This window comes from Salinibacter altiplanensis, assembly GCF_002894645.1.
Lineage (GTDB): Bacteria > Bacteroidota > Rhodothermia > Rhodothermales > Salinibacteraceae > Salinibacter > Salinibacter altiplanensis.
The window spans coordinates 452,824-465,053 of sequence record NZ_NCQY01000009.1 but is presented as its reverse complement, the minus strand read 5'-3'; the positions used below and the strand labels follow the sequence as shown (position 1 = coordinate 465,053).

Below are 12,230 nucleotides of genomic sequence, written 5' to 3'. Positions count from 1 at the left end.
GTGTGACGAATGCATGGCTCTGTGCGGCCATACGAGGTCCAGAGCCAGCTTTCAAATTTAGACATCAGAGGCCCATGCAACGGATCATGCCTGTTGGCCATCGGCTCGTGCTGCTCGTCGGCGTACTGTTGTGTACCGTGTCGGGGCAAGGGCGCGCGCAGGCGCCGAACAGGGCCGGGCAGGGCACCGCGGCGCTTGAGGGCTGGCCCCGCTCCCTGCCCACCCTCCTGGACGAGATGGGGGCGGATGCGCCATACCTACTGCCCCGCGTCGACTCGATGGCCCTTGACTACCGGTACGCCGCGACCGACACCACGTCGCGGTGGTCGTTCGTCGTCAACTGGCGCCCCGCCGAGCGGGTGCTCTATGAGGGGGAGGTGCTGCCCTGGCGGGAGCGGCCGAGGGGCACCCGCATGACGAACGTCGAGCTCCGGGCCAACGTGCGGGTGGACGGCGAAAAACGCGCCGAGATGATCGTCGGCGTGGACAGCATGGCGCTCCGCCCCGTCCCCGACCGGTTTGCGTTCAACGTGACGGTGTCCCACGACCGCGTCTTCCTCGACGCCTCCCCGACGGAGGCGCGTCGCATTCTCTCGGAGGGGGCGACGCTGGAGGGGCTCGTCGTGGAGCGCATGGGCTTTGTGTCCGACGCCGCCGAACGTCGGCCCCGTACCGGAGACGAAGATTCCCGTGAGCGTCGGCCGGAGCCGCCCCGATCGCCGAGTATCTACACGCCCCGGTCACGCATCTACGTTGGCGGGCGGGGGACGCCGCAGCCGTACTACGTCGGGGGGCGAGAACAAGACGACGACCGCACCCGACGGCCCCGAGGCGAACCGGTGGGCCGCTCGCCGACCGATGGGGAGCGGGCCGGGACCACCGACCGAGACGAACGACCGGAGGAGCGACGGGGGGACGGGGATGATTCTGGAGAAAACGGCGAGGACGAGGCCGACACGGAGGGCCGCTCTCGGGCAGAAGACATCTTCTCGGACGATGGGGACGACGAGGATGACGACGAAGAGACCGACCTCGCCGTTCCCGCACTTGGGGCTGCGGCGGCCGTGGGGCTTTTTGCCTTCGCGGGGGGGACGGTGGGCCTTTACGGGCGGGGCGATACCCCCGTCGGACTGGCCTCCGGCTATACGCACCCACGGGGCGGCGTCCAACTCCAGGCGGCCGTCAACAGGGCCGTCTTGGAGGACGGCCCCGACCAGAAGCTCAGCGTTCGGGCCCTTGGCTTCTACGACGTGTTCGAGTCGCGCGTCCAGCCGGCGCTGGGGCTCGGCGCCCACATCGATCCACAGGAGGGGCGCGACTGGGGCCCCGTCGTCTCGGCGGGCGTCGTGGGCAACCTCGGACGGGTGATCCTCTACGGCGGGGTCGACGTGGTGCACGGGACGCCCGAGGTAGGCATCTCGTACAACTTCCGGTACGGCGGCGGGAAAGAGAAGTAAGAAAGGGGCCGTCGAGAGGGCAAGAGACAGGAGGCAGCCAGCTCATGATTCGCGACGAGACGTCCCCGCATGCTCCCTGTTCGGACGAGCATCGAGAGAGAACTTCCTAGAGTGATCAATAACAGTAATAAGCAGCGGCCACTCAGTCTCCTGGTGTCCCGACGCTTCCACCGCCAAAGAGAGGTGTGGCCCTTCGGAAGAGAGGGGAGCCCTGACTCCCACCCGGGCAGAAGGAGAAGCGACCGCCGATTCTGTGCGGTGCCCGGTTGAGCGTGGTGGGGGGACTCCCCAATTCGGGGTGCCCACCGATGCCCATCCCCTTTCGCCCGCCTCCAAGAACAGGTCCAGGATCGAGGGCATCTCCTCACCTGCGCGGAAGCTAGATGCCCGTCCGATCCAGACGAGAATTTTTCGTGTGTGGAGCCCGTTCGAAGAGGAGACCTAGGCTCCGTGAGATTCCACGGCGGCACAGACCGAGTGTATACGGATCAAGGAATTCACAAAGCTGCGTTCCCGTAATACCTCCACGCATCGACGCTGAAGAAGGGGTTTAGCAGTGAGACAATAACAGAAGCGAGCAGCGGCCATTTGATACTTTGGTGCCAGAAACCTACCGTGTAAGGCACGTCTAGTAGGCACGCGCTCTGCAAGGTCGTGCTGTCGTGGCATGGGACAAAAGCCCATCGAACAGGTGGGCTTTTGCTACGGGGAAAGCCCGGTGAAAGTCCGGTGCTGTCGCGCAACGGTTCCAGCCCGAATGCCCGCTTGGAGAGCGATCACGTCCCCCTTGGACGCTGTGCCAGAGGGGGAGCCCTGCGCGTCCTAAGGGCATGTGGTCCGTGGCGTACGAGTTGATTGATGGCATTGACCAGGGCCGCTCCGGGCAATTCGCTCCTGCTGCGCGGAGCAGGCTTGCATTGAACCGCCTCTCTCAGCGCGCCCCGACCTTCGTGACGCGCGCCAACCGTCCGAGGTCCTTTTTCTACCAACCGAGCGCTCAGATATGTCCCAGAACCCCTCCTCTGCAGAATCCTCAGCGGCCGACGTGGCCGCCCCGGCCGAATCGACCAACGGGCACGCCTCCAACGGTCATCGTGTCAAGACCCGGCCGGGACGAAACGGGTCGCATCAGTACCAGCTTTCCAACAGCGACCTCATTACCGACGACCGAACGAGCGACGACATCTTCGAGACCGAGATCTCCGAAGAGGTCTACGAGCAAAACTACCAGTATGGCACCGACGACCGGGTGCCGGACTCCTGGTACCGCAACGCGCGGGCCATGGCCCAGGTCGAAGACGATACGGACGTGTGGACCCAGCGCTTCTACCAGCTCCTGAGCGGAAAGGGCCTGGGCACCGGCCCGTTTCCGTTCACCCCCGGCGGCCGCATCTTCGCCAACGCGGGCACGGGCCTCGGCAAGGCCACGCTTATCAACTGTTTCGTGTCGGGCTTTCAGGGCCACGACCAGGACTCGATGGATGAGATCCAGGCGGAGCTGACCCGCCAGGCCAAGATCCTGGCCAGTGAAGGCGGCTACGGGTTTTGCGCTCACATCATGCGGCCCCGCGGGGCGCGCATCGGCGGCGTTGGCTCGATGACACCGGGCGCAGTGCAGATGCTGGACGTCTGGAACAAGCAGGCCGCCACGATTGTCGCCGGCTCCGGCATGACGTCCGACCGCGACGACGTAAAGGACAAGATCCGCAAGGGCGCCCAGATGGTCACAATGGGCATTTGGCACCCCGACATCATCGAGTTTATCGAGGCGAAGCAGGAGCCCGGGCGCCTCCACAAGTTCAACATGTCGGTTCTTATCACCGACGAGTTCATGGAGGCGGTCAAGAACGACGACACGTGGGCGCTCCGCTTCCCCGACTACGAGAACGAGAAGGAGTTCTACAAGGAGCACTGGGACGGCAACCTGAAGGCCTACCAGGAGAAGGGCGGCACGGTGAAGACGTGGAAAGACCCGGCCACCGGGGAGCCGGCGGTCTACGAGGCGCGGGAGATCTGGAATCGGATCATGGACTCCACCTACAACCGCAACGAGCCCGGTGTCATTTTCGTCGACACCATTAACAAGGAAAACAACCTGGGCTACATCGAGCACATCAACGCCACCAATCCCTGCGGCGAGCAGGTGCTGCCGGTGGGCGGCGTGTGTCTGCTGGGCAACCTGAACGTGACGCAGCTCGTGGACCGGGAGGCGGGCACAATCGACTACGACCTCGTCGACGACCTGGTGCCGCTTGCGGTGCGCTTCCTCGACAACGTCAACGACCTCAGCTACGTCCCGCTCGAGGAGCAGCAGCAGAACCTCCAGCAGAAGCGCCGCATCGGCCTCGGCCACTACGGCGACGGCTCGGCCCTCATGATGATGAAGACGCGCTATGGCTCCGAGGAGGGGGCCCGCGTGATGCGCGAATTCCAGGAGCGCCTTGCCAACCAGGCCTATCAGGCCAGCGCGCGGCTCGCGGATGAGAAGGGCGCGTTCCCGCTCTTCGACAAGGACGAGTACCTGTCAAATCCCTTCGTCCAGCGCCTCTCGGACAAGACGAAGGAGATGATCGGCGACCTGGGGCTCCGAAACAGCCACCTGCTTTCGATTCAGCCGACGGGCAACACGTCCACGCTGGGCAACGCCCCGTCGAGCGGCATCGAGCCGGTGTTCATGCACAGCTACATCCGTACCTCCGAGCAGCCGGCCTTGCCCGAGGGGATCAATCGCCCACCGATGTCCCCCGGCGCCTACGAGGTCGGCCAGGACATCGACGCCGACGGGACGGCCTGGACCGCCGAGGAGCAGGGTGACGAGACGGTGCTCCGCTGCCAGGAAGCGGGCCACACCCACTGGCAGATTCACCCGACGCGCGACATCTGTAAGGACCAGGAGGTCAAAGACTACGCCGTCCGCCACATGGAGACAGACGGCACCTGGGACCCGGACGCTGACTGGGCCGTCACGACCCGCGACCTGGACGTGGACGATCACCTCACCCAGATGAAGGCCCTGGCGCCGTTCGTGGACTCCGCAATGTCCAAGACGGTGAATGTCCCCAACGACTATCCCTTCGAGGACTTCAAGGAGCTTTACAAGAAGGCCCACGACACGGGCGTTATCAAGGGCGTGACGACGTACCGGGCCGGCACCATGAGTGCCGTGCTCTCCGGGGGCGGCGACGAGGACGAGGACGACCAGACGGTGCCCCGCACTGAGGCGCCCGACCGCCCGGAAACGCTGCCGTGCGCCATCCACCGCGTGCGGTATCAGGGCGACCACTGGACCATTCTGGTCGGCTTCCTGGAAGACCATCCCTACGAAGTCTTTGCCTTCAAGTCGGAGGGAGAGGCGCCGCTCTTTGGCGACACCAGCGAGCGGGTCGATGAGGGCTACATCCGGAAGAACGAGAGCCGCCACTACTCGCTCCTGGGCCCGAACGGCACGGTCGTCATCGGCGACATCACCAGCCACATGCCGTCCGACAACGTGCGTGTGGAGACGCGACTCGTGTCGACGGCCCTGCGCCACGGCTCCAAGATCGACTTCCTCGTGGAGCAGCTGGAGAAGGCCGAGGGCTCGATCGCATCCTTCGGGCAGTCGATGGCGAAGGCCCTGCGCGCCCACGCCACCGACCACGAGGTGACCTGCGACAAGTGTAGCTCCGCGAACGTGCGGCACGTCGAGGGCTGCATGGAGTGCGCGGACTGCGGGCACTCGCGGTGCAGCTAAGCCGTACGCCCCGACGGCAGAGGGACGCCACGGGTGGAACGAACCCCGCCCGAAGTGCGCTCCTCACATGGAGTCGGGACATGCGAACATGTCTTTCGCGACGCCCTTCCGGTGTGGAGGGCGTCGCGTCGTTTTTTGTGGAAAGAGTTGGAGTGCAATGGCAACGTCAGGTCGTCCGTGGGTCGTCTGTAAGTTTGGGGGCACGAGTGTGTCAAGCCGGGCCCGGTGGGACACGATTGCCGACGTGGTGCGCACGCACCGTGCGGAGGGACGGCGTCCCTTTCTGGTCTGTTCGGCCCTGCAGGGCATCTCCGATCAGCTGGAGACGCTGTGTACACAGCTTGCCTCTGCCGAGCCGGGTGCCCCGGAGTCGACGCTCGACACCATCCGGGAGCGGCACCGGGCGTTGGGACAAGAGCTCGGCGTGGAGGCCGAGTCGGTGCTGGCAGACGAGCTTGCGCGGCTGCAGCGGCTGGTCGACGATGCTCAGGCCTCCGGGGGGCCGTCGCCACGGCAACAGGCGGCCCTCCTGGCCACCGGGGAGCTGTTGTCGACCCGCCTCGGGGCCGCGTGCTTGTCGGCACGGGGGCTGCCGACCGAGTGGCTCGACGCCCGCGAGTTCTTGCGGGCCAATGGCGATTCGCACGCCCCCCCGCGCCGACAGTACCTGCAGGCGTCGTGCACGTCCCACGCCGACCCTGTGCTGCAGGCGCACCTCGCGGACACCTCCGAGACGGTGTATCTCACACAGGGCTTCATCGCGAGCAATGCCCTCGGCGAGACGGTCCTGTTGGGCCGGGGCGGCTCGGACACCTCCGCGGCTCACTTCGCGGCGAAGCTGGAGGCCGAACGGATCGAGGTGTGGACCGACGTGCCGGGCCTGTTTACGGCAAACCCGAGCGAGGTGCCGTCGGGGCGTCTCTTGCGCCGCCTGGACTACGACGAGGCGCAGGAGCTGGCAACGATGGGGGCGCGGGTGCTTCATCCCCGGTGCCTCGACCCGGCCCGGCGCCACCGGATCCCGCTCCACGTCCGCAGCACGAAGGCCCCCTCCCTCGACGGCACGATCGTGAGCGGCGAGGGGCCCGACGTAGGGCCCCAGGTGAAGGCCATCTCGGCCAAGACCGACATCACCGCCGTTAGCATGGACACGCTGGGCATGTGGCAGGAGGTGGGCTTCCTGGCCGACGTCTTCCAGGTCTTCAAGCACCACGGCCTGTCCGTCGACCTGATGGCCACCTCGGAGTCGAACGTGACGGTGACGCTCGACCCGGTGGCCAATGCCCTCGACCCGGACATCCTCGACCGGCTGCTGCACGACCTGAACCGGTACTGCGATGCCGAGCTGATCGACCCGTGCGCCATCGTCAGCCTCGTGGGGCGCCACATCCGCTCCCTGCTCGGCGAGCTGGGCCCGGCATTCGAGGTGTTCGAGGAGCAGAAGGTCCACCTCGTCACCCAGGCGGCGAGCGACCTCAACATGAGCTTCGTGGTGGACGAGGATCAGGCCTCGCGTCTCGTCCGCGAACTGCACGCGCAGTTCTTCGGCCACCGGGCGCCGGACGCGGTTTTTGGGCCGCGGTGGCAAGAACTGGTTGAAGACGGCGCGCCGGAAGAACCGCCGGACGTGTGGTGGCGAGAGCGCCGCGAGGCCCTGTTGCGCCTGGCCGACGACGAGTCGCCCCGCTACGTCTACGATCCGAAAGTCGTGATCGACCGTAGCGACGAGGTGCAGGGGGTCGATTCGGTCGACCGAGCCTTTTACGCGGTGAAGGCCAATCCGCATCCCGACCTGCTCCGCCTGCTGGAGCGGCAGGAGGTCGGCTTCGAGTGTGTCTCGCCCGGCGAGGTGGACCGTGTCTTCGAGGCGTGTCCGGGCGTCGATCCGGCGCGTGTCCTGTTCCAGCCCAACTTTGCGGCCCCGTCCGAGTACGCGGACGCCTTCGAGCGGGGCGTGCACGTGACGGTCGACAACGTGCAGCCCCTGGTTGACCACCCGGACGTGTTTGCGGGGGAGGAGCTGTTCGTGCGGGTGGACCCGGGACAGGGCGAAGGGCATCACCGCAAGGTACGCACGGCGGGCGCCCAGTCGAAGTTTGGGGTCGTCCCCGACGACCTGGAGCGGCTGCACACGGCCGTCGACCAGGCGGGGGCGACGGTCGTGGGCCTGCACGCGCACGTCGGGAGCGGCATTACGGATGAAAGCACATGGGCCGGCCTCGTGGACCTGCTGGCCAGCCTCGCCGCCGAGTTCCCAGCCGTCCGTACGCTCAACGTGGGGGGCGGGCTGGGCGTGCCGAATGCCTCGGGCGGCCGTCCGCTCGCTCTCGACACGCTCGACGCCGCCCTGGCGGAGGCCGCCGCCCGGCACCCGCAGTACGACCTCTGGATGGAGCCGGGGCGCTACCTGGTGGCGGAGGCCGGCGTGCTGCTGGCCCGTGTCACGCAGACGAAAACGAAGGACGCGGCGGCGTACGTGGGGCTCGACACGGGCATGAACAGCCTCCTGCGCCCGGCCCTCTACGGCGCCCACCACGAGATTGTCAACCTCAGCCGCCTCGACGAGCCGCCCACCATGACGGCAGACGTGGTGGGGCCGGTCTGTGAAACCGGCGACGTGCTGGGCCACGACCGCCGCCTGCCGCCGACCGAGCCGGGCGACACGCTGCTCGTGGCGACGACGGGCGCCTACGGGGCGAGCATGAGCAACCGCTACAACCTGCGCCCACCTGCGGACGAGACGATACTTGATGCTGAGACAGACGGACCCGGTTCGTGATGGAGAAAACAGGTGGTGCCGAGGACACGTCGGGTCTGCCTTGGAGTCTGTTTTGATTTTGGGTCGGATCGCGAGAGCAAGAATCGACGGAGCGAAAATCGCACCCTGAACGAGGCCTGTAGTGGTGCGCCCTGAGCGCCAGCGAAGCGACGCGAAGCTAGTGCTGCCGTGCAGTGAAGTGCTTTCAGAGTGCTACCGGCCGAATAAAGGGGCGATTTGCAGCCCGTCAAGGCCGCTCGGAGCGCCCCGAGCAGGGCGAGGAAGTACTCCCCGGGGGGCCCGAGAGATAAATTAAAACAGACTCTTAAAGCGTGTCCGGGAAGTTGGGGGCCAGAGCGGACTGCTCCAGTTCCTCCTCTCCGAAGACCCGAACCGTGCCCTCCTCGTCCACCCCCCCAGACCTCCTCGGCGCCAGCCGTCCGGTACAGGGCCCTCTTGTGCTCCATCTCTTCCCAGTCGTTCGAGGCACTCATCACTTCGATGCAGACCTCCGGGGCGAGCGTCGTTGGATCACCTGTTTTCTGCATCTCGTGCTGCCGCTCAGAACTGTACCAGACCACATTTGGGGCCTTCACGCCCTCCGACGTGGCAATTGCAAACTCCGGGGGCTGACGTCCCTCGGGCGCGTGGGCTCGCAAAAGGTTCTGGGTCTCTTCCTGGAGGGCAGAATGACGATTCTTATGCGGGGGCAAGACAATCTGGCCACGACGATTGGTTTCGATGCTGTACGGAAGGTCCCGAAGGGTGGGATCGGCGACGATCTCCTGCCACTGCTGCTGGTGCTCCTCCGCGCGCGTTTTGGGGGTGGGCATGGCATTCGGGGCGGCTTGGAAAGCGTCAACATTCGTGAAGCAAACGGTGAAGACGAAGGATCCCCCGAGCCGAAGACCTGCGCCGGCCCCTCCATACTCTGAGGGTCGGCGCTTCTCTCCGTGCCCGCCGGTTCGTATGTTGGGGCAACGAGCGAGCTGCGGCTCGTGGTGCCACGACCGTTCATCTTCCACACACCAACTCCTCAATCTCATGAGTACCATCCGCACCGACGGCATCGACTACGACATCCTGGGCGACGACATGCAACTCGTGGAGGTGGAGCTCGACCCTCAGGAAGGAGTGCGCGCCGAGGCCGGCACCATGATCTCGATGGACGACGGCATCCGCATGCAGACCAATACCGGGGGCGGCCTCTTCAAGGGATTCAAGCGGATGATTTCCGGAGAGAGCTTCTTTATCACCACGTTCGTCCACGAAGGACAGGGAAAGAGTCACGTTGCGTTTGCGGCTCCGTACCCGGGAAAGATCATCCCGATCCAGCTTGATGACTTTGGCGGCGAGTTCCTGTGCCAGAAGGACGCGTTCCTCTGTGCCGACGCCAACGTTGACATCGAGGTGGCCTTTACGAAGCGCCTGGGGGCGGGGCTCTTCGGGGGCGAAGGATTTATCCTACAGCGCCTTACGGGACAGGGCTGGACGTTCATTCACGCGGGCGGGACCGTCGTCGAGCGCACGCTCGCTGCCGGCGAGACGCTGCGGATCGACACCGGCTGTCTCGCGGCGTTCTCCAGTGGGGTCGACTACGACATCGAGTTCGTCGGTGGCTTTAAGAATGCGCTCTTCGGCGGGGAGGGCCTGTTCCTCACCACACTCACCGGCCCTGGCACCGTGTATCTGCAGAGCCTCCCCTTCTCCCGTCTCGCCGACCGCATCGTGGCCGGCGAGTTTGCCAGCCGCGGGGAAAGTAAGGGCCCGGGGGGAACCGGTTTCCTCGGTGACGTCATCTCCGGCAACTAAGGGGTGCGGGAGGGGGCGTATACATGTTTGAGGTATGTGTCATGGTTTGTATTGTGGTGAGGCATCGACGCAACGCCCCACTCAGCATACCTCACCGTGCCCATGTCGTCTCCCTCCAGCCCCGACGGTCCTGCCCGAAGCGGCGACCTACTACCTGCGGGTCTCGGGAACGTCGATGACACGGGCGGGCATTCCCGACGGGGACGTCCTGGTGGTCGACCGGGCCGTGGAGCCGGCGGATGGAGACGTCGTGCGGCACGTGATCCACGAGGTGTCGTGAGGGTACTTATGCCAAATGCCGACGGTCATTGTGTACATTCATGTGGATGATACGGGAAGAGAACGTCGCGAGGCGGGCCTCGCGACGGGCCTTCCGAGACGTCCGGTGCATGGTGATCCCTCGCAACTGGTATTACTCCCTACGCCTCCTCGTGCTGGCCCATCCATTGTGTTGCCTCCTGCCCGTGGATCCCGTCATCGCCCTCATCGACTGTCAGGCCTTCTACGTCAGCTGCGAGGAGACGCTGCGCGAGCACGGGGTCACTACGGCGGCGGGCCTGCCGGGCGAGCGGGACTGGACGATGACGCGCGACCACACCTCCCCCCGCTACACCACGCGGTGGGACGAACTGCCGGTGGTCACCGCGTAGGAACGCACTCTCCCGTGGGGGCCACTCACGAAGTGGGGTGACGAACGGAGGCGAAGAGCCGCGCGCAGGAACGAACGCACGGTGAGGGCCCGTTGCCGCTAGCTGGTCGTGCCAGACTAAACTTCTCGACGAGCCGACGACACCCGTGGTCAACAACTACTACACCCTCCGTGCCCTCGTCCGCGAGTGGCAGCCCGACCTCGAGGGCACGACGGTCCGCGATGTCTATTCGCAGGCGAAGAACGAGCTGACCGTCGCGCTGAGTGATGCGGAGCAGGACTGGATGGTGCGCGGCTCGGTGCAGCGCCCGTTTCTCTACCTCTCCCGCCGCCCCGGGTACCACAAGGCGCGGCGCAACGTGGCCACCCTGTTCGAGGACGCGATCGGGCAGACGGTGGCCAGGGTCGCGATTGCGGAGCGGGACCGACTGGTGTCGCTCGTCCTAGACGACGGCGCGCGAATCCTGTGGCAGCTCTTCGGCGCGCGGGCCAACGCCTTTCACGTCGCGCCCGACGGCACGATTGTCGCGGCCTTCCAGCGTCACGACGAGCTCGTGGGGACCGACGCGCCCGAGCCGTACCCGGCACCGATGCCGGATACGGTCGAGGCGTTTGAGGAGCGGTGGAAAAACAGCCGCAACAAGACCCGTCAGGCGGTCCAGTCGGCCGTGTCGCTCTTTGGGGGCGACCTGGCCCGAGAGACCCTGCACCGGGCCGGCGTTGCGACGGATGCGCCCGAGGACTGCACGGATGTGGAGCGGCGGGCCCTCTTCGACGCTTCCCTGAAGATCCGCGGGGCCCTCGACATGCCCGAGCCCGCGATCTACGGGACGGGCCCGTTTCCGGACGTGTTCTCGCTGCTTCCGCTCCGCCACCGCGCCGACGCTCCCACCGAGCAGTTCGAGACGGTGGACGCTGCGGTGACCGACTTCGTGCGGCGTACGCTGGCTGGGCAGCACTTCCACCGCCTCTACGACCCGCTGGAGGAGGCCCTCGAGTCGGCCGTGAAACACGCGCGCCGGAGCGCCGAGCGGATGATGGAGGAGCTTCAGAGCGAGAGCCGGGCCGGGCGCTACGAGCGGTGGGGCCACCTGCTCATGGCCCAGCAGGACCGGGTGCCGGACGGGGCCGACGAGGTGGAGTTGCCGGACCTGTTCGAGGACGGGACCCCGGTCACCATCTCCCTCGACCCCGCCAAGTCGCCCGTCGAGAACGCGGAGCACTACTACGACCGCGCTCGGGGCACGCGGCGGTCGCGGGAAGAGGCGGAGGCGCGGCTGAACGACACGATCGACCGGGCCGACCGGGCGGAGGCACTCCTCGAAGACCTCCGGGCGATCGACACGCTCGACGGCATCAAGCAATTCCGGAGCGAGCGAGAGGCCGAGCTTGCGCCGTTCGTGGGGCGGGACGATGCGGCCGTGAACGACTTCCCGTTCCGGCGCTTCGCCCTTGGGGAGGGCTTCGAGGTGTGGGTCGGCAAGAACGCCCGCCAGAACCACGACCTCACGTTCCACGCCAGCCAGCCGTACGACCTGTGGCTGCACGCCCGCGGCGTGCCAGGGGCCCACACCGTGCTCCACCGTCCGAACCGCGACGCCGAGCCGGGCCCGCGCCGCCGCCACGTCGCCGCGGCCATTGCCGCCCACTACAGCAAGTCGAAAGGCAGTGCCGTGGCCCCGGTCATGATCACCGAACGCAAGTACGTCACCAGCCCGACCGGCGCAGACCCCGGCGTGGTGCGCGTCGACCGCGAGGACGTGCTCATGGTGGAGCCGGGCCTTCCGGAGTGAAGCGGTGAACGTTCCAACGTCAAACGTG

At 66.4% G+C, this 12,230-nt stretch carries 9 protein-coding genes and 1 riboswitch; of the genes, 8 read left to right on the top strand and 1 reads right to left on the bottom strand.

Annotated elements, in window-relative coordinates; all coding sequences use genetic code 11:
• Nucleotides 1–86: 86 nt before the first annotated feature.
• The 3 genes from B7R93_RS05140 to B7R93_RS05130 all read left to right on the top strand — a co-directional run bounded on the left by B7R93_RS05140 (nt 87) and on the right by B7R93_RS05130 (nt 7,969).
• Nucleotides 87–1,457: a hypothetical protein gene (locus tag B7R93_RS05140; RefSeq protein WP_103019738.1), complete on the top strand. Its 1,371-nt coding sequence runs from the start codon at nt 87–89 to the stop codon at nt 1,455–1,457.
• A 696-nt stretch (nt 1,458–2,153) separates the two neighbouring features.
• Nucleotides 2,154–2,228, top strand: a riboswitch (adenosylcobalamin-variant (AdoCbl-variant) riboswitch).
• 232 nt (nt 2,229–2,460) lie between these two features.
• Nucleotides 2,461–5,190, top strand: coding sequence for an adenosylcobalamin-dependent ribonucleoside-diphosphate reductase (locus B7R93_RS05135; protein WP_103019737.1), 2,730 nt, complete (start codon nt 2,461–2,463; stop codon nt 5,188–5,190).
• A 157-nt stretch (nt 5,191–5,347) separates the two neighbouring features.
• Nucleotides 5,348–7,969, top strand: a complete 2,622-nt coding sequence (locus B7R93_RS05130) for a bifunctional aspartate kinase/diaminopimelate decarboxylase (protein ID WP_103019736.1) — start codon at nt 5,348–5,350, stop codon at nt 7,967–7,969.
• On the opposite strand, the gene B7R93_RS16200 is transcribed toward B7R93_RS05130, so the two are convergent.
• Nucleotides 7,903–8,661 (bottom strand): Uma2 family endonuclease, encoded by a 759-nt coding sequence (locus B7R93_RS16200; RefSeq protein WP_232798060.1) that lies wholly within the window; start codon nt 8,659–8,661, stop codon nt 7,903–7,905. The genes B7R93_RS05130 and B7R93_RS16200 overlap by 67 nt on opposite strands.
• On the opposite strand from B7R93_RS16200, the gene B7R93_RS15710 reads away from it, so the two are divergent.
• From B7R93_RS15710 to B7R93_RS05105, 5 genes are all read left to right on the top strand, one after another.
• Nucleotides 8,596–8,883: a hypothetical protein gene (locus tag B7R93_RS15710; protein ID WP_232798064.1), complete on the top strand. Its 288-nt coding sequence runs from the start codon at nt 8,596–8,598 to the stop codon at nt 8,881–8,883. The genes B7R93_RS16200 and B7R93_RS15710 overlap by 66 nt on opposite strands.
• A gap of 109 nt (nt 8,884–8,992) precedes the next feature.
• Entirely contained in the window at nt 8,993–9,760 is a 768-nt protein-coding gene (locus B7R93_RS05120) for a TIGR00266 family protein (protein ID WP_103019735.1), read from the top strand.
• 34 nt (nt 9,761–9,794) lie between these two features.
• On the top strand, nt 9,795–10,040 hold the full coding sequence (locus B7R93_RS16130; RefSeq protein WP_232798041.1) for a LexA family protein: 246 nt from the start codon (nt 9,795–9,797) through the stop codon (nt 10,038–10,040).
• A 109-nt stretch (nt 10,041–10,149) separates the two neighbouring features.
• On the top strand, nt 10,150–10,410 hold the full coding sequence (locus tag B7R93_RS16125) for a DUF4113 domain-containing protein (RefSeq protein WP_232798040.1): 261 nt from the start codon (nt 10,150–10,152) through the stop codon (nt 10,408–10,410).
• Between the two features lie 145 nt (nt 10,411–10,555).
• Nucleotides 10,556–12,202 carry an Rqc2 family fibronectin-binding protein gene (locus tag B7R93_RS05105; RefSeq protein WP_103019734.1) on the top strand — a complete coding sequence of 549 codons (1,647 nt, stop codon included), beginning with the start codon at nt 10,556–10,558 and terminating at the stop codon, nt 12,200–12,202.
• The last annotated feature ends 28 nt before the right edge of the window (nt 12,203–12,230 follow it).